This window comes from Streptomyces sp. DSM 116795 (genome assembly GCF_055792905.1).
Genome location: NZ_CM147707.1, coordinates 5,796,531 through 5,818,711, shown reverse-complemented (window position 1 = coordinate 5,818,711; position 22,181 = coordinate 5,796,531). Strand labels below are relative to the sequence as shown.

At 71.5% G+C, this 22,181-nt stretch carries 20 protein-coding genes; 10 read left to right on the top strand and 10 right to left on the bottom strand.

The features are described from left to right. Positions 1–87: 87 nt before the first annotated feature. The 3 genes from ACSMXX_RS25070 to ctaC are packed head-to-tail and all read right to left on the bottom strand — an operon-like array spanning position 88 to position 3,205. A complete protein-coding gene (locus ACSMXX_RS25070; protein ID WP_070011953.1) occupies positions 88–486 on the bottom strand; it encodes a cytochrome c oxidase subunit 4 in 399 nt (132 codons plus the stop codon). Further along, on the bottom strand, positions 483–2,213 hold the full coding sequence (ctaD, locus tag ACSMXX_RS25065; RefSeq protein WP_473180958.1) for an aa3-type cytochrome oxidase subunit I: 1,731 nt from the start codon (positions 2,211–2,213) through the stop codon (positions 483–485). The genes ACSMXX_RS25070 and ctaD overlap by 4 nt, the downstream gene beginning before the upstream one ends. Beyond that, complete coding sequence (gene ctaC / locus ACSMXX_RS25060; RefSeq protein WP_473180957.1) at positions 2,210–3,205, bottom strand: aa3-type cytochrome oxidase subunit II; 996 nt, start codon at positions 3,203–3,205, stop codon at positions 2,210–2,212. Before ctaC ends, ctaD begins: the two co-directional genes overlap by 4 nt. A gap of 246 nt (positions 3,206–3,451) precedes the next feature. Between ctaC and ACSMXX_RS25055 the strand changes: the two genes are divergently transcribed. Next, the gene (locus ACSMXX_RS25055) at positions 3,452–5,023 is read left to right on the top strand and encodes an aminotransferase class V-fold PLP-dependent enzyme (protein ID WP_473180956.1); all 1,572 of its coding nucleotides are present in this window, start codon (positions 3,452–3,454) and stop codon (positions 5,021–5,023) included. Between the two features lie 142 nt (positions 5,024–5,165). On the opposite strand, the gene ACSMXX_RS25050 is transcribed toward ACSMXX_RS25055, so the two are convergent. Next, complete coding sequence (locus ACSMXX_RS25050; RefSeq protein ID WP_473180955.1) at positions 5,166–6,140, bottom strand: carbohydrate kinase family protein; 975 nt, start codon at positions 6,138–6,140, stop codon at positions 5,166–5,168. 138 nt (positions 6,141–6,278) lie between these two features. Here ACSMXX_RS25050 and ACSMXX_RS25045 point away from each other — a divergent pair, with 138 nt between their 5' ends. Further along, complete coding sequence (locus ACSMXX_RS25045) at positions 6,279–6,554, top strand: hypothetical protein (RefSeq protein ID WP_473180954.1); 276 nt, start codon at positions 6,279–6,281, stop codon at positions 6,552–6,554. Positions 6,555–6,763: 209 nt separating this feature from the next. Continuing rightward, positions 6,764–8,431 carry a hypothetical protein gene (locus tag ACSMXX_RS25040; RefSeq protein WP_473180953.1) on the top strand — a complete coding sequence of 556 codons (1,668 nt, stop codon included), beginning with the start codon at positions 6,764–6,766 and terminating at the stop codon, positions 8,429–8,431. A gap of 158 nt (positions 8,432–8,589) precedes the next feature. Here ACSMXX_RS25040 and ACSMXX_RS25035 read toward each other — a convergent pair whose 3' ends face one another. Beyond that, entirely contained in the window at positions 8,590–8,943 is a 354-nt protein-coding gene (locus ACSMXX_RS25035) for a HesB/IscA family protein (protein WP_473180952.1), read from the bottom strand. 242 nt (positions 8,944–9,185) lie between these two features. On the opposite strand from ACSMXX_RS25035, the gene nadA reads away from it, so the two are divergent. Further along, positions 9,186–10,382, top strand: coding sequence for a quinolinate synthase NadA (gene nadA / locus ACSMXX_RS25030; RefSeq protein WP_473180951.1), 1,197 nt, complete (start codon positions 9,186–9,188; stop codon positions 10,380–10,382). Between the two features lie 85 nt (positions 10,383–10,467). Here the strand turns inward: nadA and ACSMXX_RS25025 are convergent, their stop codons facing one another. The 4 genes from ACSMXX_RS25025 to ACSMXX_RS25010 all read right to left on the bottom strand — a co-directional run bounded on the left by ACSMXX_RS25025 (position 10,468) and on the right by ACSMXX_RS25010 (position 14,250). Continuing rightward, positions 10,468–11,175 carry a response regulator gene (locus ACSMXX_RS25025; protein ID WP_473180950.1) on the bottom strand — a complete coding sequence of 236 codons (708 nt, stop codon included), beginning with the start codon at positions 11,173–11,175 and terminating at the stop codon, positions 10,468–10,470. Further along, the gene (locus tag ACSMXX_RS25020) at positions 11,172–12,797 is read right to left on the bottom strand and encodes a sensor histidine kinase (RefSeq protein ID WP_473184951.1); all 1,626 of its coding nucleotides are present in this window, start codon (positions 12,795–12,797) and stop codon (positions 11,172–11,174) included. Before ACSMXX_RS25020 ends, ACSMXX_RS25025 begins: the two co-directional genes overlap by 4 nt. Positions 12,798–12,966: 169 nt before the next feature. Beyond that, on the bottom strand, positions 12,967–13,245 hold the full coding sequence (gene pspAA / locus ACSMXX_RS25015) for a PspA-associated protein PspAA (protein WP_473180949.1): 279 nt from the start codon (positions 13,243–13,245) through the stop codon (positions 12,967–12,969). Between the two features lie 108 nt (positions 13,246–13,353). Continuing rightward, the gene (locus ACSMXX_RS25010) at positions 13,354–14,250 is read right to left on the bottom strand and encodes a PspA/IM30 family protein (RefSeq protein ID WP_473180948.1); all 897 of its coding nucleotides are present in this window, start codon (positions 14,248–14,250) and stop codon (positions 13,354–13,356) included. A gap of 249 nt (positions 14,251–14,499) precedes the next feature. Between ACSMXX_RS25010 and ACSMXX_RS25005 the strand changes: the two genes are divergently transcribed. Continuing rightward, entirely contained in the window at positions 14,500–15,099 is a 600-nt protein-coding gene (locus ACSMXX_RS25005; protein ID WP_473180947.1) for a DUF3043 domain-containing protein, read from the top strand. Between the two features lie 96 nt (positions 15,100–15,195). Beyond that, positions 15,196–15,921, top strand: a complete 726-nt coding sequence (locus ACSMXX_RS25000; RefSeq protein ID WP_473180946.1) for a class I SAM-dependent methyltransferase — start codon at positions 15,196–15,198, stop codon at positions 15,919–15,921. A 301-nt stretch (positions 15,922–16,222) separates the two neighbouring features. Here ACSMXX_RS25000 and ACSMXX_RS24995 read toward each other — a convergent pair whose 3' ends face one another. Beyond that, positions 16,223–16,450 (bottom strand): hypothetical protein, encoded by a 228-nt coding sequence (locus ACSMXX_RS24995; protein ID WP_473180945.1) that lies wholly within the window; start codon positions 16,448–16,450, stop codon positions 16,223–16,225. Between the two features lie 83 nt (positions 16,451–16,533). On the opposite strand from ACSMXX_RS24995, the gene ACSMXX_RS24990 reads away from it, so the two are divergent. From ACSMXX_RS24990 to ACSMXX_RS24975, 4 genes are all read left to right on the top strand, one after another. Further along, on the top strand, positions 16,534–17,751 hold the full coding sequence (locus ACSMXX_RS24990; protein ID WP_473180944.1) for a bifunctional adenosylcobinamide kinase/adenosylcobinamide-phosphate guanylyltransferase: 1,218 nt from the start codon (positions 16,534–16,536) through the stop codon (positions 17,749–17,751). Positions 17,752–17,936: 185 nt separating this feature from the next. After that, positions 17,937–19,076, top strand: a complete 1,140-nt coding sequence (locus ACSMXX_RS24985; RefSeq protein ID WP_473180943.1) for a nicotinate-nucleotide--dimethylbenzimidazole phosphoribosyltransferase — start codon at positions 17,937–17,939, stop codon at positions 19,074–19,076. A gap of 297 nt (positions 19,077–19,373) precedes the next feature. Continuing rightward, positions 19,374–20,144, top strand: coding sequence for an adenosylcobinamide-GDP ribazoletransferase (locus ACSMXX_RS24980; protein WP_473184950.1), 771 nt, complete (start codon positions 19,374–19,376; stop codon positions 20,142–20,144). A gap of 470 nt (positions 20,145–20,614) precedes the next feature. Next, positions 20,615–22,177, top strand: coding sequence for a leucyl aminopeptidase (locus ACSMXX_RS24975; RefSeq protein ID WP_473180942.1), 1,563 nt, complete (start codon positions 20,615–20,617; stop codon positions 22,175–22,177). The last annotated feature ends 4 nt before the right edge of the window (positions 22,178–22,181 follow it).

The following is a 22,181-nucleotide window of genomic DNA, read 5'->3' as shown; positions in this document are numbered from 1 at the left end:
TCAGGGCCTGTTGGGCGCATGCAAACGGGTCGGCCCCCGGTGATCACCGGGGGCCGACCCGTTTGCGGACTGCCTCAGCCTGGAGCCTTACTGGGTGCGATTCTCGCCGTGGTAGTACTCGAAGACCCAGCCGAAGAGGCCGACGAAGAGCAGCGGAGCCGATACGAACACCAGCCACCATCCGAAGGCCACGCCCAGGAAACCGAAGGCGGCGCCGAGCCCGAGAGCCAGCGGCTGCCAGCTGTGCGGGCTGAAGAACCCGACCTCGCCAGCGTCGTCCGCCACCTCGGCCTCTTTGTTGTCCTGCGCGCCGACGTCCACGCGACGGGCCGTGAAGGCGAGGTAGTAGCCGATCATCACCGCCAGGCCGAAGGCGAGGAACAGCCCGGTGGTACCGACCGGCTCCTTCGACCAGGCTCCGTAGATGATCGCTGTGGCCAGCAGGAAGACCGCCAGGCCGAGGAACATCTTGCCCTGGATCTTCACTTCGAGCCCTCCTTGCCGCCGACGAGCGTCCGGTCGCCCGCGGCCTGCTGCTCACCGAGCTGGTCGAGGGCCGCGACCTCTGGGTAGTGCAGATCGAAGGCCGGAGACTCCGAACGGATGCGCGGCAGCTGCAGGAAGTTGTGCCGCGGGGGCGGGCAGCTCGTCGCCCATTCGAGGGAACGGCCGTAGCCCCACGGGTCGTCGGCCTCGACAGTCTTTCCGTACTTGGCCGTCTTCCAGATGTTGTAGAGGAACGGCAGGACCGACAGCCCCAGCACGAAGGAGCTGATGGTCGAGACCGTGTTCAGGGCGGTGAAGCCGTCGGCGGCCAGGTAGTCGGAGTAGCGCCGCGGCATGCCTTCGGCGCCCAGCCAGTGCTGGACGAGGAAGGTGCCGTGGAAGCCCGCGAACAGCGTCCAGAAGGTGATCTTGCCGAGTCGCTCGTCGAGAATCTTTCCGGTGAACTTCGGCCACCAGAAGTGGAAGCCGGCGAACATCGCGAAGACGACCGTCCCGAACACGACGTAGTGGAAGTGCGCCACCACGAAGTAGGAGTCGGAGACGTGGAAGTCCATCGGCGGCGCGGCCAGGATGACACCGGTCAGACCGCCGAAGAGGAACGTGACCAGGAAGCCGATCGACCAGAGCATCGGTGTCTCGAAGGACAGCGAGCCCTTCCACATCGTCCCGATCCAGTTGAAGAACTTCACGCCTGTCGGCACCGCGATCAGGAACGTCATGAAGGCGAAGAAGGGCAGCAGCACCCCGCCGGTGACGTACATGTGGTGGGCCCAGACGGTCACCGAGAGGCCCGCGATGGCGATCGTCGCGCCGATGAGGCTGATGTACCCGAACATCGGCTTGCGGCTGAAGACCGGGATGATCTCGGAGATGATGCCGAAGAACGGCAGCGCGATGATGTAGACCTCTGGATGGCCGAAGAACCAGAACAGGTGCTGCCACAGCAGCGCACCGCCGTTGGCCGCGTCGAAGACATGGGCCCCGAACTTCCGGTCCGCCTCCAGTGCGAACAGCGCCGCGGCGAGGACCGGGAAGGCCAGCAGCACCAGCACACCGGTGAGCAGCACGTTCCACGTGAAGATCGGCATCCGGAACATCGTCATGCCGGGTGCGCGCATGCAGATGATCGTGGTGATGAAGTTGACGGAGCCGAGGATGGTGCCGAACCCGGAGAGCGCCAGGCCCATGATCCACAGGTCGGCACCGATGCCCGGTGAGCGGACCGCGTCCGAGAGCGGCGAATAGGCGAACCACCCGAAGTCCGCGGCGCCCGACGGCGTGAGGAAGCCGCCGACGGCGATGAGCGAGCCGAAGAGGTAGAGCCAGTACGCCAGCATGTTCAGCCGCGGGAAGGCCACATCGGGCGATCCGATCTGCAGCGGCATGATCCAGTTCGCGAAACCGGCGAACAGCGGGGTGGCGAACATCAGCAGCATGATCGTGCCGTGCATGGTGAACGCCTGGTTGAACTGCTCGCTCGACATCACCTGTGTGCCGGGCCGTGCCAGTTCGGCACGCATGAACAGCGCCATGACGCCGCCGAAGAGGAAGAAGACGAAGGACGTGACGAAGTACAGCGTCCCGATCTTCTTGTGGTCGGTCGTGGTGGCCCAGTCGACCACCATGGCGCCGGGCGTCTTCTGCCGTACGGGCGGTGCTGCCTCGGCCGTCGCGGCGGCACCCTTGGGTTCGTTGAGGATGCTCACGGGTTATTCGTCTCCGCATTCCTGGCGTCGCCGGTGGTGGCGGTGCCCGACGGGATGTAGCCGGTCTGGCCCTTCTCGGCCAGGTCCTTCAGATGCTGCTGGTAGCGCTCCGGGGACACGACCTTCACGTTGAAGAGCATCCGGGCGTGGTCGACGCCGCACAGTTCGGCGCACTTGCCCATGTAGGTGCCCTCCTTGGTGGGGGTCACCTCGAAGCGGTTGACGTGACCGGGGATGACGTCCTGCTTCATCAGGAACGGCACCGGCCAGAAGGAGTGGATGACGTCGCGTGAGGTGAGGATGAACTGCACCTTCTCGCCCTTGGGCAGCCAGAGCGTGGGGCCCGGGTTGCCGTTCTGCGGGTTGCGCTCGGCAGGGGTCCCGACGGTGTAGACGCCGTCGGCGCCCTTGGGGAAGGTCGTCCTCATCCGGTCCGGGATCGCGGAGAGTTCCTTGTCACCGGTGTTGGAGGTGGAGGCCTTGCCGTCCACGTCCTCGATGTAGTTGAAGCCCCAGCTCCACTGGAAGCCCACCACGTTGACGACGTGATCGGGCTTCTTCGACGTCGCCAGAAGCTTGGTCTCGTCCCGCGCGGTGAAGTAGAAGAGCACCGCGACGATGATGATGGGGACCACTGTGTACAGGGCCTCGATGGGCATGTTGTACCGGGTCTGCGGGGGAACTTCGACCTTGGTCCTGGAACGGCGGTGGAAGACCACGCTCCACACGATCAGGCCCCACACCAGAACGCCCACGGCGAGCGCTGCCGCCCATGATCCCTGCCACAGGGAGAGGATCCGCGGAGCCTCGTCGGTGACCGGGGTGGGCATGCCGAGGCGGGGGAAGTCCTTGTATGTGCAACCGGTAGCGGTCGCCAGGACCAGGCCCGCGGCAAGCGCCTGCTGCAGCTTCCGCCGCATCGGGCGCCGCGACATGGGGGTACCGCCCACGCCCGGCGGGCGGTGGGGGAGGTCGGAGCCGTTGGGACTCACGTAGCGCCTTCCCGAGAGTCTCGCCCGCCCATGCCGGCTCGGCCGTTTTGCAGGTCGGGCGCGGGTCCTGGCGCGGGCAGGGGTTTGGATGTTTATGCGGGGCAAACCTTACTGGACCGTTCTTGGGGCCTCGCGGGGAGGGTCCCCAACGCGCCGCACCCCCTTCAACAGGCGCTCTGCGGCGCCCCGTCGGGCACCACGGGGCACCCGCGAGCCCGTACGTCCGCAGCGCGCTAGCGTTCCTGTGTGCCCTACTTCGACGCCGCGTCCTCCGTGCCTCTGCATCCCGTCGCCCGCGAGGCGCTCGTCGCCGCGCTGGACGAGGGCTGGGCGGACCCCGCACGTCTGCACCGCGAAGGACGGCGGGCGCGGATGCTGCTCGACGCGGCGCGGGAGACGGCCGCCGAGGCGGTCGGATGCCGCCCGGACGAGCTGGTTTTCACCCCATCGGGTACCAGGGCCCTGCACACCGGCATCGCGGGTGCGCTCGCGGGGCGGCGCCGTGCGGGACGGCGGCTGGTCGTATCCGCCGTCGAGCACTCCGCGGTGCTGCACGCGGCGTCCGCTCACGAGGCCGCGGGCGGGGCCGTGGCCGAGGTGCCCGTCAGCCGTACGGGGCAGGTGGCCGCGGCGGACTTCGGTGCGGCGCTCGGTGAGCACGGCGAGAAGGCCGCGCTTGCCTGCCTGCAGTCCGCCAACCACGAGGTGGGCACCGAGCAGCCCGTAGCGGAGGTGGCCGGGGCGTGCGCCGACGCGGGTGTGCCGCTCCTGGTCGACGCGGCGCAGTCGCTGGCCTGGGGCCCGCCCGGGGGCAGTTGGTCGCTACTGGCGGGCAGCGCGCACAAGTGGGGCGGCCCGCCCGGCGTGGGGCTGCTGGCCGTCCGCAAGGGCGTGCGCTTCGCGGTGCCGCCGCCCGTGGACGAGCGGGAGGCGGGGCGCGCGGCCGGTTTCGAGAACATTCCGGCGATCGTGGCCGCTGCCGCCTCGCTGCGGGCAGTGCGTGCCGAGGCCGGCGCCGCGGCCGCCCGGCTGCGCGGCCTGACCGACCTGGTGCGGTCGCGCGTGCCGGAGCTGGTGCCGGACGTCGAGGTCGTCGGCGACCCGGTGCGGCGCCTGCCGAACCTGGTGACCTTCTCCTGCCTGTACGTGGACGGTGAGGCGCTGCTGCACGCGCTGGACCGGCAGGGCTTCTCGGTCTCCTCAGGGTCGTCCTGCACGTCGAGCACGCTGACGCCGAGCCATGTGCTCCGCGCGATGGGGGTGCTGTCCGAGGGCAACATCCGGGTGTCGCTCTCCCCGTCGGCCGGGCCGTCGGCGGAGGAAGAGGTGGAGCGCTTCCTGGAGGTGCTCCCGGAGGCGGTGCGCGAGGTGCGCGCGCAGCTCGACGCGGCCGGCGGTACGAAGGCGGAGCCGCGAAGGGAACCCGGCGAGGAATCGGGCGAGGAGCCGCGCGAGCGGTCGGGCGGGGCGTGGCGGGCGGCAGGGGCAGCACACCAGGCCGACCAGACGGACCAGGGAGACCAGACGTACCAGGAGGGCCAGCAGGGCCAGCAGGACCAGCAGGACCAGCAGGACCAGGAGGTGCCCGCGCCACCCGCCGGGTCCCCGGCCGTGACGGTGGACGCGCTCGGTTCGCTGTGCCCCCTGCCGGTGATCGAACTGGCGAAGGTGATCGGCGACGTACCCGTGGGCGGTGTGGTCGCGGTCCTCGCGGACGACGAGGCCGCCCGCGTGGACATTCCGGCCTGGTGCGGGATGCGCGGCCAGGAGTATCTCGGCGCGGACGGCACCGAGTTCAGGGTCCGCCGGCTCAACTGACCGTGTGCGGCGCCGCGTACGGACGCTCCACGGGTCGGGACGTCCAATACGTCCGTACGTCCGGACCGCACGAACGCGTACGGCGGGGCGGCCGGTGCCGCCCCGCCGTACGGGGAACCCAGGGGTCCGGCGCGTCAGCGCATCAGTTGAGGTGCGCGGCGACCTCGGCGGCCGCCTCCTCGCCGTACTGCGTCGTGAAGCGCTCCATGAAGTGGGACCGCTTCAGCTCGTACTCCTGCGTGCCCACCGTCTCGATGACGAGGGTGGCCACCATGCAGCCCACCTGCGCGGCGCGCTCAAGGCTCACGCCCCACGCGAGGCCCGAGAGGAAGCCCGCGCGGAACGCGTCGCCGACGCCCGTGGGGTCGGCCTTGGCCTCCTCCTTCGGCACACCGACCACGATGGGCTCCTCGCCCTCCCGTTCGATGCGGACGCCCTTCGCGCCCAGCGTGACGACCCGGGTGGCGACCTTGGCGAGTATCTCCTTGTCGCTCCAGCCGGTCTTGGTCTCGATGAGCTCCTTCTCGTACTCGTTCGAGAAGAGGAAGGTGGCGCCTTCCACGAGGGTGCGGATGTCCTCGCCCTGCATGCGCGCGATCTGCTGCGAGAAGTCCGCGGCGAAGGGGATCCCGCGCTTGCGGCACTCCTCGGTGTGCCGGGTCATCGCCTCGGGGTCGTCGGCGCTGATGCAGACGAGGTCGAGGCCGCCGACGCGTTCCGCGACGGTCTGGAGTTCGATCTGGCGGGCCTCGCTCATGGCCCCGGTGTAGAAGGAGCCGATCTGGTTGTGCGCCTCGTCGGTGGTGCAGACGAAGCGGGCGGTGTGCCGCAGTTCGGAGATGTGGACGGACTCGGTGTCCACCCCGTGCCTGTCGAGCCAGGCGCGGTACTCCTCGAAATCCTCGCCCGCGGCGCCGACCAGGATCGGGTTCGCTCCCAGCTGCCCCATGCCGAAGGCGATGTTGGCACCCACGCCGCCGCGCCTGATCTCAAGCGAGTCGACGAGGAAGGAGAGCGAAACGGTGTGCAACTGGTCGGCGACCAGCTGGTCGGCGAAGCGACCAGGGAACGTCATCAGGTGGTCATTCGCGATGGAGCCGGTGACTGCGATACGCACGGCGAAAACTGCTCCTGTCGGAGGACGCTGTCGGATGGCACCATCACGCTACCTGCTCCTCCCGCGTAACCGAACAGGACGTAACTACCAGATAGTAGGGCCTTCCAGGCGCCTCACCTGCTGCGTAGCGTCGGCTGCATGCCCGATCTGACGCGGCGCACGGCCGCAGAACCCGAGTCGATGGACCAGCTGCTGGGTGACTGTGCCCACATGGCGCGGCACTGGACAGTCCCCGTGTCCGACCCCGCGCTCGACCTGCTCTCCCCCTGGGCCTCGCGCCCCGGGTGGTGCCCCCAGGCTGATCCCGGCGTCCCGGCCGTCCCCGCGGCGTCGTACGAGGCGCTGCACGGGGTGCGGGTTCCGGCGGCCTCGGTGCGGGTCCTGGAGGGCATGTCCGAGTACGGGGTCTGGTGAACGTACGGACGAAGGTGCCAGCCCCGGCGCGCGCCCCTGCGCGTGCCTGCGGGCCTCCGGCCGCACGGGCCGCCGCGCTTCGCTGAGATCTTCCGGGGACTTACGGGAACCTTCCGGCCTCCGGCTCCGTCACATGGGTGTCCATCGCGGTTCTCGCGCCAGGCAGGGGCGGGAGGAGGCGCGATGAGCGGAGCCGAAGGAGCACTGCCGTGAGCACCGAACCGTCCCCCGCCTCCGGCGGGGAGACCTCTGCCGCCCTGGGGACGCCACCCGGGCCGCAGGGCCCAGGGGGAGAGCCGGCCGTCCGGCGGCGACGGCACCGCTTGCCTGTGATCACGGTGGCCGCAGCCGTACTGGTGACCGGCGGCGGTGGTGCCTGGTGGGCCTCGACCGGCGGCCCAGGGGGAAGCTCCGCGGGAACCGGCAGTGCGTCCGAGCCGCCGAGGCTCGCACTGGACGGCCTCGTCTCCGCCGAGCAGAGCGGTGAGGACGGACGCGACGGGCCGGGCATCGCGCCGGGCGAACCGCATCCGCAGGTCTACCGCGCCAACGGCGAGCTGCCGGACGGCCCGGACGCCGCAGCCGTCTACCGGAATCCGGCCACCGTCGAGCGGGGCTCCGTCTCGGCGCTCGCCGGGGTGCTCGGGGTGACGGGAAAGCCGGAGAAGAAGTCCGGCCGCTGGGTCGTCGGTGAGGACGAGAAGTCCCCGGGCGGCACGGCCCTCACCGTGAACGACGACCGGATGGCCGGCAACTGGACGTACCGGTCCGGGAGTTGGCCCGGCATGCCCTGCGGCAAGCCGCCGGTGAGCGCCGGCCTCGTGCCGCCCGAGGGCGGCGGCGTCCCGGATTCCTGCCCCGCCATGCCGGGGTCCGGCGAGGGCGATCCGATCTCGGAGGGCAAGGCGAAGAGCGCCGTACGGCCGGTGCTGAAGACGCTGAAGCTCGAGGACGCCGAGCTGGACGCGGGCGTGACCGCGGGCTCGCTGCGCATGGTGACCGCCACCCCGAAGGTGGCCGGCATGAAGGCGAACGACTGGAACAGCACCTTCACGGTGAACAAGGACGGCAAGGTCGTGCGGGGCCACGGCAACGTCGGCGAGCTCAGGAAGGGCGCCTCCTACCCGGTGATGTCGGCGGAGGAGACGCTCAAGCACCTCAACAAGCAGGGTTCGGCGGGGGCCGGCGCCGGCGCGGGCACCGTTCGTGAGCCGTGGGCCCACGACGGGAAGGCCGAGCCCGGCACGGAACCCGCGAAGCCCGACCCCGGGAAGCCCGGGGAGACCGAGCCGGGAAAGCCCGACTCCGGGAAGGTCCAGCCCCGCAAGCCGCTGAAGGTGACCGGTGCGGAGTTCGGGCTGGTCACGCGCTACACGGTAGGCAAGCCCGTGCTCGTGCCGTCGTGGATCTACGAGGTGCGGCTGGGCGGCGACCAAACGGCGAGCGTCGCCCACCCCGCGGTGGAGCCCGAATACCTCAAGCCGGCGCGGCCCGCGCAGCCGGGTTCCGGCGATGCGCCGGATTCGGACTCCGGTTCCGGGCCGGCCCCGGCCCCGGGGTCAGGTTCCGGCTCGGATTCGGATTCCGGCCAGGCGGCGGAGCCGGGACCGGCGCCCGTACAGGCCGTCAACTCCTACGAGGCGGACGGCCGCAAGGTGAAGCTGACCTTCTGGGGCGGCGTCTGCAGCGGCTACGAGGCGGTCGCCGAGGAGTCCGGGAAGACGGTGAAGGTGAGCGTGCGTCAGAAGGAGAAGGACCACAAGAAGGTGTGCGTGAAGATGGCCAAGCTCCAGAGCGTCGAGGTCGAGCTGGACAAGGCGCTCGGCGACCGCAAGCTCGTGGACGCGGCCGACGGGCAAGGACTTCCGCGCAAGTGAACCTGCGAGCGGTGGGTAGGCATAGCGGCATCGCGACGCCGGTCAGGACCTGAGAGCACGGGGGCGGGAACGACGAAGGCGGCGGACCCCTGGTGGGGGGAGTCCGCCGCCTTCGTCTTGTTCAGATGTGCGGCCGCGCCGGCCTTGACGGCCCCTTCTCAGTTGAAGGAGTCGCCGCAGGCGCAGGAGCCCGTCGCGTTCGGGTTGTCGATCGTGAAGCCCTGCTTCTCGATGGTGTCGACGAAGTCGATGGAGGCGCCGCCCAGGTAGGGGGCGCTCATCCGGTCGGTGACGACCTTCACACCGTCGAAGTCCTTGATCACGTCGCCGTCGAGCGACCGCTCGTCGAAGAAGAGCTGGTAGCGCAGGCCGGAACAGCCACCGGGCTGGACGGCGACCCGGAGCGCCAAGTCGTCGCGGCCCTCCTGCTCGAGCAGGGTCTTGACCTTCGCCGCGGCGGCGTCGGACAGGATGATGCCGTCGCTCACAGCGGTGTCGTCCGATACGGACATCTGCTTCTCTCCCGGGTTGTTCGGACTGCTCTGCCGTCGAATCAACCGACGGCGTCCCGGATTCATTCCAGGGGGACACGTTCTTTTCTACGTCGTTCTCCTCCCTCATGCTCGCACACGCCGGGAGCCGCCGGGAATGCGTCACATCGACGCGAACGCCATCGTCAAAGTGACGTGAAGCGGTTATGATTAATAGCGTCAATTAGACGAAAAGCCGCTTGCGGCGATGGAGAAAAGGGAGGGTGGGTGCCGTGACCGCCCCACTGGATGTACAGCCGACTCCGCTTGCGCTGCTGCTCCTCGGCCGCGAGTCCGACCCGAGGAGCGAGCGCGGCGTCGAGTGTCCCGGGGACCTTCCCGCCCCCTCGGATCCCGGTCTGGTCGAGCGTGCGCGTGCGGCCAAGGAGAAGCTCGGCGAGCGGGTCTTCGTGCTCGGCCATCACTACCAGCGCGACGAAGTGATCGAGTTCGCTGACGTCACAGGGGACTCCTTCAAGCTGGCACGGGACGCGGCGGCCAGGCCCGGTGCGGAGTACATAGTCTTCTGCGGCGTGCACTTCATGGCCGAGTCGGCCGACATCCTCACCTCCGCCCGTCAGAAGGTCGTCCTTCCAGATCTCGCCGCGGGCTGCTCCATGGCGGACATGGCCACCGCCGAGCAGGTCGCCGAGTGCTGGGACGTGCTCACCGAGGCCGGGGTCGCGGACGCGACGGTGCCCGTCTCGTACATGAACTCCTCGGCCGACATCAAGGCGTTCACGGGCAGGCACGGCGGCACGATCTGCACGTCGTCCAACGCGCGGCGCGCTCTGGAGTGGGCCTTCGGGGAAGGCGATCCCCGGCAGAGCCGGCGGAAGGTGCTCTTCCTGCCTGACCAGCACCTCGGGCGCAACACCGCCGTACGGGAGCTGGGGATGTCCCTGGAGGACTGCGTCGTCTACAACCCGCACAAGCCGGACGGCGGGCTGACGGCGCAGCAGCTGCGCGACGCGAAGATGATCCTCTGGCGGGGCCACTGCTCGGTGCACGGACGCTTCTCTGTGGACTCGGTGCGGGACGTGCGCGAGCGCATCCCGGACGTCAACGTCCTGGTGCACCCGGAGTGCAAGCACGAAGTCGTGGCGGCAGCCGACCAGGTCGGCTCGACCGAACACATCATCAAGGCTCTAGAAGCCGCGCCCGCCGGTTCGAAGTGGGCCGTCGGCACCGAACTCAACCTGGTGCGGCGGCTGGCCGCACGCCACGCCCCCGACAAGGAAGTCGTCTTCCTCGACCGTACGGTCTGCTTCTGCTCGACGATGAACCGCATCGATCTGCCGCATCTGGTCTGGGCGTTGGAGTCGCTGGCGGAAGGCAAGGTCGTCAACAGGATCGAAGTCGACGCGGAGACCGAGAAGTTCGCGAAGCTCGCCCTGGAGCAGATGCTGGCCCTGCCGTAACCGGCGGCGGATGCTTCCGGGGCCGCGGGCGCCGGTGCCTGTGCCGGTGCCCGCCCGGTCAGTGGCTGCGGGTGCCGGTGCCCGGTCAGTGGGTGCCGGGCCGCACGAGGCCGTTCTCGTACGCGGCGACCACGAGCTGCGCACGGTCCCGCGCCGCCAGCTTCGACATGGTGCGGTTGACGTGCGTCTTGACGGTGAGCGGGCTGACGGCGAGCCGCTGCGCGATCTCGTCGTTGTTGAGGCCGCCTCCGATCAGCGTCAGCACCTCGCGCTCCCGGCCTGTGAGCGCGTCGAGCGGGCGCTGCTCCTGCGTCCCGCCACGGCTCGCCTGCTCCTCGGTGTCCATCGTCGCGTACGGGCCTCCCTGCGCCAGGAAGGAGGCGATCAGGCCCTTGGTGGCCGCCGGCGAGAGCAGGGCGTCGCCCTTCGCGGCCGTACGGATCGCGGCCAGCAGCTCCTCCGGTTCCGCACCCTTGCCGAGGAAGCCGGAGGCCCCCGCACGGAGCGCCTGCACGACGTAGTCGTCCACCTCGAACGTGGTGAGGATGACGACCCGGACCTCGGCCAGGGACGGATCGGCGCTGATGGCGCGCGTGGCGGCGAGACCGTCAGTGCCCGGCATCCGGATGTCCATGAGCACCACGTCGGCCCCCGACTCGCGCACCGCTTCCACGGCTCTGGCTCCGTCGGAGGCCTCGGCGACGACCTCCATGTCCGGCTCGGAGTCCACCAGCACCCTGAATGCGCTGCGCAGCAGTGTCTGGTCGTCCGCCAGCACCACGCGGATCGTCATGCGGAGGCGCCTTCCTCGGCTCGGGGCTCCCGGTCGCGGCTGCGTGGCTGCACCGGGAGTCGTACGTGGACACGGAAACCGCCGTCCGGCAGCGGCCCCGTCTCACACTCTCCGTGCAGCGCCGCGGCCCGCTCCCGCATTCCCATCAGGCCGTGGCCGCCGCCCGGCTCGGGGAGGTCCGTACGGGCTTCGTCGGCGGCGGGCGACGCTCCGCTCGACGTGCCGGTGGTCTCCGCGGCTTGTGCCGCCTCGGCCGCGCCGACCGCCTGTGCTGCCGGGGCGTCGGCGGAGCGTCCCCCTGGGGTGTTGCTTTCCTTGCCGTCGCCCTGGCCGTCGGCTTGGGCGTCCGCTCGGCCGTGCCCTCGGCCGTCCCCTCGGCCGTCGTCGGTCACGGTGATCTCCAGGGCGCCGGGCCGGTTGACGATCCGCACCTCGGCGTGGGCGCCGGTGCCGACGTGCTTCTGCACGTTCGTCAGGGCCTCCTGCACCACGCGGTAGGCGGTGAGATCCACCGCGGACGGCAGTCCCGCCGCCGCTACGGCTCCGGCGGAGGCCTCGGCTCCGGAAGCCTCGGTCTCGGTTCCGGCTCGCTCCTCCCCCGCAGGCGCCCCTTCCGCTTCCGGCCCGGGAAGCGCGTACGGGCCCGGCGCCGGCTCCGGTGGCCGCTCCCGCTCACTCGCACCCCCTGGCTCCGCGCTGACGTCCACCGAGACGACGAGCCCGGCTCTGCAGAAGCCGTCGACCAGTTCGTCCAGGACGCCGAGCCCCGGCGCGGGTTCCGTGGGCGCCGTGCTCTCCCCGGACTGCCGCAGCAGCCCGACGGTGGCCTGCAGCTCGTTCAGCGCGTGCCGGCTCGCCTCGCGTACGTGTGCCAGCGCCTCCTTGGCCTGGTCGGGCCGCTGGTCCATGACGTGCGAGGCCACACCCGCCTGGACGTTGACGAGCGCGATGTGATGGGCGACGACGTCGTGCAGCTCGCGGGCGATGCGCATGCGCTCCTCGGCGACGCGCCGCCTCGCCTCCTCCTCGCGTGTGCGCTCGGCCCGCTCGGCCCGCTCCCTTATGGCGTCGACGAAGGCGCGCCGGCTGCGTACGGCCTCTCCGGCGGCGGCGGCCAGCCCCGTCCAGGCGAAGGTGGCGAGGTTGTCCTGCGCATACCACGGGCGGCTGCCCAGCAGCATGCCCGCGGCGGTGAGCACGCCCACGGTGACGGCGCCGACGCGCACGCTGGTGACGCGGTCGGTGCGGTTGGAGACCGTGTACAGCGCGATGATCGCGGAGATGACGATGGGGGCCCGGTGTCCCTCTGCGGGAACGCCGGCCCCGGGATCGACGACCAGTCCCACGACGGTGACGAGGCTGGTGATGCACAGCACCGGCATCGGAGCCCGCCGGCGCAGCACCAGCACCGCGCACGCCAGCGCCGCCGGCACGACCGTCTGCGGGGGCACCTCGCGCCGGCCGAAGTGGGGGCGGACCTCCTGGCCGGAGGGCTCGGCGGCCGCGCCCAGCAGGATCGCGAGGAAGGCGCCCAGCGCGATCAGCGCGTCGACGGCGTAGGGATGCGCGCGCATCCACTGCCGTACATCGGTCAGGGCGCCTGCTGCGGGCTTCGCCGTCATATCGGGCACGTCTGCTGCGTCAGGCTCGTCGGGTTGTGGAGCAGGTTGTGGAGCGGGTTGTGCGTCGGACCGTGGGGCAGGTTTGCCGTGTCCTGCCAGGGCTTGTGCTTGCCGGTGCGCCGGGTGGTGCCGGCCGGGCGGGCCGTCCGTCCGGCCCTCCCGGGAGGGCTCAGTTGGGGATGAGGCCGTCGTCGGTGAGCATCTCTCGTACCTCTTCGAGGGTGGCGTCCGGGGCCGGCAGGATCAGCTCCGACGGCTCCAGGGCGTCGTCGGGAAGCGAGGAGCCCATCGTCCGTACGGCGTTGAGGAGCGCCGTCAGCGTGCGGCGGAAGCCCTCCTGGTCTCCCGTCTCCATCTCGGAGAGCAGCTCGTCGTCCAGCTTGTTCAGCTCGGCGAAGTGGCTGTCGTCCAGCTTCACCTGGCCTTCCCCCATGATCCGTACGATCATGTCGCTCTCCTTCTGGCGCGGGGCCGTCAGCTGCTACTCGGTGTCGCTGCCCGTGCGAGCCGGGGAGCCCGTGCCGCGCACGGCGCTCCCCCGCGCTGCGTGCGGCCGTTACTTCTCGAACTTCGGGGCGTCCTGGGACTGCTGCTGCTCCTGGCCCTGGCTCTTGGCCTGCCCGGCGCCGCTGCCGCCCTCGATGGCCTGCTGTCCGCCGCTCTCCGAGCCGCCGGCCAGCTCGGCCTTCATCCGCTGCAGCTCCAGCTCCACGTCGCTGCCGCCGGAGAGCCTGTCCAGCTCGGCGGTGATGTCGTCCTTCGAGGTGCCCGACACGTCGTCGAGCGCGCCGGAGGCGAGCAGCTCGTCGATGGCTCCGGAGCGGGCCTGGAGCTCCGCGGTCTTGTCCTCCGCCCGCTGGACCGCCATGCCGACGTCGCCCATCTCCTCGGAGATGCCGGAGAAGGCCTCCCCGATGCGCGTCTGGGCCTGGGCGGCGGTGTAGGTGGCCTTGATCGTCTCCTTCTTCGTACGGAAGGCGTCCACCTTCGCCTGCAGCCGCTGGGAGGCGAGAGTGAGCTTCTCCTCCTCGCCCTGCAGCGTCTGGTGCTGCGACTCCAGGTCGGTGACCTGCTGCTGGAGCGCAGCACGGCGGGAGAGCGCCTCGCGGGCGAGGTCCTCGCGGCCGAGCGCGAGAGCCTTCTTGCCCTGCTCCTCCAGCTTGGAGGACTGGCCCTGGAGCTGGCTCATCTGCAGTTCGAGCCGCTTGCGGGACGTCGCCACGTCGGCGACGCCGCGGCGCACCTTCTGCAGCAGCTCCAGCTGCTTCTGGTACGAGTAATCGAGCGTCTCGCGCGGGTCCTCGGCCCGGTCCAGGGCCTTGTTGGCCTTCGCGCGGAAAATCATCCCCATACGCTTCATGACACCGCTCATGGGCCTCGCGCGCCCCCTTCGTAACGGACTGAGCCTCAGCAGCACACCTTCAAGACCCAAGACTACGGGCCCTGGTTCCATTACCGCACTGTTCGGCAGCGGATGCGCTCCTCCTGAAGGACGATCGGGCCGGGGAACCTCCGGCGCAGGGAGTAGGGCGGGCCCGTTTTCTGCTGCCGCTACCGGGGCGATACGGGCCGTTACGGACGGTTCGGCGGTACGGCCCCCTCGGGGGGTGGCCGGGGGTCGAGACGTACCGCGGACGGTGTTGCGAGATCGTTCCCGGCAGGGCCTGGGGGCACCCCCGCGGGGCACCGTAGTCTTGGGAACGTGTTCCGAAGCCGTTCGAAGGACGGGCAGGCCGCTCCCACCACCCAGGTGACCGCCGCCGAGCCCCAGCAGACCCGTGATCCTGAGGCCCCCAAGGGCCGGCCGACGCCCAAGCGCAGCGAGGCGCAGTCGCAGCGCCGCACGCTCGCCAAGGCCCCGGCCAACCGCAAGGAGGCCGCCAAGCGGCAGCGCGAGGCGCGCCGCAGCGACATGGCGCGGCAGCGTCAGGCGCTGGCGGGCGGTGACGAGCGTTACCTGCCCGCGCGCGACAAGGGCCCCGTGCGGCGCTTCGCCCGCGACTACGTGGACTCGCGCTGGTCGGTCGCCGAGTTCTTCCTGCCGCTCGCGGTGATGATCCTCGTGCTGAGCATGATGCCCTCGCTGCAGCTGAAGAACATCTCGCTGCTGCTCTGGCTCTTCGTGATCGTGATGATCGTGCTCGACTCGATCGGGCTCGGCTTCCGGCTCAAGAGGGACCTGCGGGCGCGCTACCCCGACGAGTCCAAGCGCGGCGCCATCGCGTACGCCCTGATGCGTACGCTCCAGCTGCGCCGGATGCGCCTGCCCAAGCCGCAGGTCGCACGCGGCGAGAAGCCCTGAACGGGCGGCAGGCTCCGCGGAGCCGGTCCGGGCGTCCCGTCGGCACCTTCACGGAGTTCCTCACCGGCGTCGTCGTGACCCCGTCCAGGGTGCGCCGTGGACCTGAGTGACCCCGGACAGCTCGGGCAGCGGCTGCTCGCCCGTCAGCTGGACGAGCAGATATCGGCAGGCTTCGCTGTGGGGCGCAGGCTTCGCGTGCTCGACGTCGGCCTCGGCCGCGGCGTACAGGCCCTGCGGCTGGCCCGCGCCGGCCACCGGGTGACGGGCCTGCAGTCCGACCCCGACCTGCGCGAACTCTTCGAGAAGGACCTCGCCGAGGAGCCCGAAGGCATACGCAAGCGCGTGCGCCTCGTCGCCGGCGGCAGCGAGGACACCGGCGCGCACTTCCTGCCCGGCACCTTCGACGTCGTGCTCTGCCACGACGGGCTGATCCAGGCACGCGACCCGGGCATCACCCTCGCGGGTCTCGCGCGGGTCCTGGACACGGGCGGCCTGCTGTCGCTGCTGATACGGAACGACGCCGCGCTGGCCATGCACCCAGGGCGCTCCGGCGACTGGGACGCGGCGCTCGCCGCCCTCGACTTCCCGGAACGGACCGGGAACGCCCTGCGCCTGGAGACGCTGACCAGGGGGCTCGCCGGGATCGGCACACCGCTGCGGCAGTGGTACGGGGTGGGGATATTCGGCAACGACGACTGCCCCGCCGAGGAGGAGAAGGCGGACCGGATGCTCGCCGCGGAGGAGCGTGCGGGGCGCAGCGACCCGTACCGCTCGGTGGCGGCGATGCTGCACGTCTGCGGGGTACGGGGCGGCGCGGGCTGACCCGGGCCCGGGCCTGCGGACCGCCGTCCGGCTCAGGCACGCAACGGCGCCCTCCGACGGAATCGGAGGGCGCCGGGGCGCCGGGCGCCGAGGGGCGTCGGCGGGTCCGCGGCTAGGGGGTGTCCGGCGGATCCTCGCGGGCTCGCGATGCCCGGCACCGCACCTCGCTACGTTGTCGGGCTCGTCCGAATACTCCCCTGGCCTCCGGCATGGGGGACCCCAGTATGAGAACGACCCTCCGCCTTGCGATGCACGGCACCGGACACCGCTCGCTGACCCACGAAGATCCGCCGGACACCCCCTAGACGTTCTCGCCCTCGTAGCCGTCCTGGGCGTGCAGGCTCATCGGGCCGTAGACCTTGCTGCCGTCGTCCAGCAGGGTCACCTGGTCGGTGCCGCCTTCGAGCAGCTCCCTCCAGACCTCGCCGATCCAGGACTCGGCGTCGCCCTGGGTGGGGAACTCCTCGGGCGCCACGGCAGGTTCGGTCTCCGATCCGTCGGCCTTCTCGAACCGCCACGTCCACGCCATGTGTGCCTCCAGAGATCGACTGTTGCTGCCCGCAGACTAATCCTGAGTGGGCAGGCGCCGACCGCGCACGAGACGATCGGGGTGTGGAACTCACTCTGCTCGGCACGGGAGCCCCCGCGGGACTCCCCCGGCCCGACTGCCCGTGCGCCGTGTGCGCCGCCTGCGTCAGGGGCCGTACGAACGCACGCGCCGCCACCGCCGTCCTGGTGGACAGCACCGTGCTGCTCGACCTCACCCCCGGTCCCGCCTTCGCCGCCGCCCGGGCAGGGCGTTCCCTGCACGGCGTACGGCAGGTGCTGCTCTCGCACCCGCACGACGGCCCGGTGATGGAGCTCCCGGCCGGTCTGCCCGCACCGCTGCGCGTATCCGAGCGGCAGGATCTCGCCCTGATCAGCGGCCACCGGATACGCGCCGTCGCCCTGGACTCGCCCGGCACCGGCTACCAGGTGACCGGCCCCGGCGGAGAGCGCCTCCTCTACCTGCCCCCGGCGGCGGCGCCCGCCGGTCTCGAAGAGGGACGCGAACCGGCCGCCTCCCCCTACGACATGGTGCTCCTCGACGTGCTCGGCCGCCCCGAGGCGCTCGCCCGCCTCCGCTCGGCCGGCGCCGTGGGCCCGGCGACCGACGTGGTCGCCCTCCACATCGACCACGACGTGCCGCCCGGCCCCGAGCTGCACCGGCGTCTCGCGGCGGCGGGAGCGCACACGGAACCGGACGGCACGACCCTCGTCGTCGGCGACTACCCGGACGTCCCCGAGATCCCGCGGCGCACGCTCGTACTCGGCGGAGCGCGGTCCGGGAAGTCCGCCGAGGCGGAGCAGCGACTGGCCTCCTTCCCCGGAGTCGTGTACGTGGCCACCGGCGGCGCTCGCGAGGGCGACACCGAGTGGGCGGCACGCGTCAGCGCGCACAAGGAACGCCGCCCGGCCTCGTGGCGTACGGAGGAGACCTGCGATCTCGTCCCGCTGCTGGACGAGCCGGGCCCGCCGCTGCTCATCGACTGCCTCGCGCTGTGGCTGACGGACGCGATGGACTCCGTCGGCGCCTGGGACGACGAACGCTGGGCGACGGTCGGTTCGCGGATGCTGCGGGAGCGGGTCTCCGCCCTCGTATCGGCGCTGCGCAGGACCCGGCGGACGGTGGTGGCGGTGAGCAACGAAGTCGGTTCGGGCGTCGTCCCGGGGACGCCTGCGGGGCGGCGCTTCCGCGACGAACTGGGCCGTCTGAACGCGGAGTTCGCGGCCGAGTGCGAGCACGTGCTGCTCGTCACCGCGGGCGTGGTGCACCCGTTGCGCGGCTGACGGCACGGCACGGCGGCCCCGGTTCGGCCGCCCGTACGGCGGTCCGGCGCGGGGCCGGCGCCGGACCGAAGCGGCAGGGTGCCGGGACCCCCGGAGCCACCCCGGCAGCGGGCGCCGCGGCGACCCGCACGTACGTCCGCACCGCGCCGCCGTGAGCGCCGGCCCGTACCGTACGCTTCGCCAACATGACTGACCGCACCCTGGACCTGGATGACTTCTCCGATCTCATCGAGCGCCCACACGGCGGGCTGCGCCGGGACGCCGAGGAGCGGAGGGCACGGACCGGGCTGCCGCCCGAGGCGCTGGGCAGGCTGGACGAGCTGGGCGAGTGGCTGACGGCGGCTCAGGGGCGGCTGCCCGTCGAACCGGTACGGCAGCCGCGCCTGGTCGTCTTCGCGGGCGATCACGGCGTGGCCTCGCTGGACGTCTCCTCCCACCGCGCCGGCTCCGCGCACACGCTCGTACGGGAGGCCCTGGAGGGCACCACACCCGCCGCGATCCTCGCCGGCCGCCTCGAAGTCCCGGTCAGGGTCGTCGACATGGCGCTCGACTGCGATCCGGCGGAGTTCCCCGCCGAGGTGACCCGGCACCGGGTGCGCCGCTCCTCGGGCCGCCTGGACATCGAGGACTCGCTGACCGCGCAGGAGGCGGAAGCGGCCTTCCGTGCGGGGATGGCCGTCGCGGACGAGGAGGCGGACGCGGGCACCGATCTGGTCGTCCTCGGTGATCTCTCCGTCGGCGGCACGACGGCGGCCGGGACGCTGATCGCGGCGCTGTGCGGCACCGACGCCTCGGTCGTCACGGGCAGGGGCGGCGGGGAGATCGACGACCTCGCGTGGATGCGCAAGTGCGCGGCCATCAGGGACGGGCTGCGCCGCGCACGGCCCGTGCTGGGCGATCAGCTGGAACTGCTCGCCGCGGTCGCGGGCGCCGATCTCACCGCGATGACCGGGTTCCTGCTGCAGTCCGCGGTACGGCGCACGCCCGTGGTGCTCGACGGCGTCGTCTCCGCGGCATGCGCGCTCGTGGCGCAGCGGGTCGCGTTCCGCGCGCCCGACTGGTGGGTGGCCGGGCACGCGGGCGGCGAACCGGCACAGGCGAAGGCACTCGACCGCATGGCGCTCGACCCGCTGCTGGAACAGCGGGTCGAGGTCGGCGGCGGCACGGGCGGGCTGCTCGCCCTGCCCCTGGTGCAGGCGGCCGCCGAACTAGCGGCGGGGCTGCCCGTACGGGAGGACGGGGACGGGGACGGGAAGGACAAGGACGGGGACACCGGCGGAGACGGCGGCGGAGGCAGCAACTCGCCGGCGCTGGACGCGACTTGAGCCTCTCGGGCGGCAGTTGCGCGCTCTCCTCCGCCGTGAACGGTCGTGCGCGGGCGGTGCCGTTGCGGATCGTGAAGCGCTAGCCTGCGCTGCGTGGACACCACTCCCCCGGACGGGCCCGAACAGGCCGACGGCCCCGGCGAGTCCGGCCAGGCCGACGGCGGCTCCGGCAAGTCCGGCCAGGCCGACGGCGGCTCCGGCAAGTCCGCGGACCGAGGAGCCGAGGACGGCAGGGACCAGGACCGCGAAGGCGCCGCCGCAAAGGCGGCGGACGCGGGCGCTTCCGCCGAGGACGGCATCCGCTTCGCTCTGGGCACCCTCACCGTCCTGCCCGTCGGCGTCCCCCGCTGGGACCGCGAGTCCGCCCGCCGCGGAATGGAGTGGGCACCGCTCGTGGGTCTCCTCGTGGGGCTGACGGCGGCCGCAACGGGCTTGCTGGCGCTGCTGCTCGGCACGTCATCGCTCCTCGCCGCCGTCGTCTCGGTGGCCGTGCCCGCAGTGCTCACGCGCGCGCTGCATCTGGACGGTCTCGCGGACGTCGCCGACGGCCTGGGGAGCGCGAAACCCGCCGGGGAAGCGCTGCGCGTCATGAAGCGGTCGGACATCGGCCCGTTCGGGGTGCTCGCCCTCGTCCTCGTGCTGCTGGCACAGGTCGCGGTCGTCAACGAGCTCTACGGCGAAGGGGGTTGGGCGCAGGGCGCGCTCGCCGTCATCGTCTCGTCCGTCGTCGCGCGCACGGCGCTCACGCTCGCAGCTCGTTCGGGTGTTCCTGCCGCACGCCCGGAAGGCCTGGGTGCTCTGGTCGCGGACACGGTTCCGGTACGTACTGCGGTGGTCGTCGCCGCGGGTGTCGCCGTGGTGAGCGCGGCGCTGGGCGGGATCGTCAACTGGTGGAACCCTCTCTTCGGCGCCGTCTCGTACCTCTTCGCCATGGTTCTCGGACTGGCCGCCGCGGAGCTGCTGTTGCGCCACTGCCGCCGCCGTCTCGGGGGCGTCACCGGCGATGTCTTCGGTGCGCTGGCGGAGTGCGCGGCCACCGCGGCACTGGTGGTGCTCGCCTTCGGCTGACCCGGCACCCGCTGCGGGACGAGGGCGTGTCCGCAGAGTCCCTCCCCCGGACTCCCTCTGGGTGGGGGTCCCCCCCCCAGCGCAGCGAGGGGGCGTGCCCCCAGCGTTGTCGGTCGTCGGCGCAGCCCTCCCCCTGGGCCTGGCGGCCCAGGGGGTGCCCCCACCCTCCGCCTTGCCATCGCACGCACCAGACCCCATCGCACGCACCAGACCCCGCAGCCCCCGCCCTACTGGGGGCACCTCCCGGGCCGAAGGCCCAGGGGGAGGACGACGCTACTTCGCGGACACGCCCTACGCCTGCGGGCCGTCATCACCGGCCCCGGCGCCCGGATTTGACGGCCGCAGTGAGCGTAAGGTCTCCCGCATACGACGTTTTTCGCGGGCATACGATGCCCGGTGCCGGAAGCCGCTCACCGTGTCCGGCGGTCCGCGCCTCCGGCGTCCGAAGAAGGAAGAAGGTCCCTCTCACCGTGTCTGCTCTGACTCTCAGCACCTCGTCCGCCACGACTCAGCGCGCGGACGTAGTCGTGATCGGCGTCGCCAAGGGCGCCAAGGGTCCCGTCGTCGCGCTCGGCGGCGAGACCGTGGACAAGGCGTACGGCGGGAAGCTCGCCACGACCCTTGACGCACTCGGCGCAGGCGGCAGCGAGGGCGAGACCACCAAGATCCCGGCGCCGTCCGCCGGGATCAAGGCACCGGTCGTGCTGGCCGTGGGCCTGGGCGAGGCACCCGGCAAGCACGAGTCCTACGACCTGGAGACGCTGCGCCGTGCAGCGGGCACGGCCGCCCGTGCGCTGTCGGGCACGAAGAAGGCCGCCTTCGCGCTGCCCGTCGAGGACGCGGCGGCGGTGGCGGCCGTGACGGAGGGCGCGCTGCTCGGCGCGTACGCCTTCACCTCCTACCGCAGCTCCGGCGAGGGCAAGAACGGCAAGAAGAGCGACAAGAGCGACCGGAAGGACAAGGACGGCGCGGGCGCACCGCTCGCCGAGATCACCGTCGTCGGCGCCAAGCCGCGGGACAAGGCGCACAAGGCCGCGGCCGAGCGCGCGGAGGTGCTGGCCTCCGAGGTGGCACGCGCCCGCGACCTGATCAACACCCCGTCCAACGACCTGACTCCGGCCGTCTTCGCCGACCGCGCGAAGGAGGCCGCGAAGCAGCACAGCCTCGACATCGAGGTGATGGACGAGGGCGCGCTCACCAAGGGCGGTTACGGCGGCATCCTCGGAGTCGGCAAGGGTTCGGGCAACCCGCCCCGCCTGGTGCGGATCGCGCACACCCATCCCAAGGCGAAGAAGTCCGTCGCGCTCGTCGGCAAGGGCATCACCTACGACTCCGGCGGCATCTCGCTCAAGCCCGTCGGTCACAACGAGACGATGAAGTGCGACATGAGCGGCGCCGCCGCCGTCTTCGCCGCCGTCGTCTCGGCCGCCCGGCTCGGCCTGCGTGTCAACGTGACGGGCTGGCTGGCGCTCGCCGAGAACATGCCCTCGGGTACGGCCACTCGTCCGGGTGACGTGCTCAACATGTACAGCGGCAAGACCGTCGAGGTCCTCAACACCGACGCCGAGGGGCGGCTGGTGCTCGCGGACGCGCTGGCCCGCGCGTGCGAGGAGTCCCCGGACGCCGTCGTCGACGTCGCCACCCTGACCGGCGCCATGGTGCTGGCGCTGGGCAACCGCACCTTCGGCGTGCTCAGCAACGACGACGACTTCCGCAGCACCCTGCACGAACTCGCGGAGGAGGCGGGCGAGGCGTCCTGGCCGATGCCGATGCCGACGCATCTGCGCAAGGGCATGGAGTCGCCCGTCGCCGACATCTCCAACATCGGCGAGCGTCCGGGCAGCGGGCTGGTGGCGGGTCTGTTCCTGAAGGAGTTCGTCGACGAGGACGTCCTGTGGGCTCATCTCGACATCGCTGGACCGGCGTTCAACGACTCGGGCCCCTTCGGCTACACCCCCAAGGGCGGCACCGGCTCCGGTGTGCGCACCCTCGTACGTCTCGCCGAGCGCGCGGCGGCGGGCGAACTGCCCTGAGGCT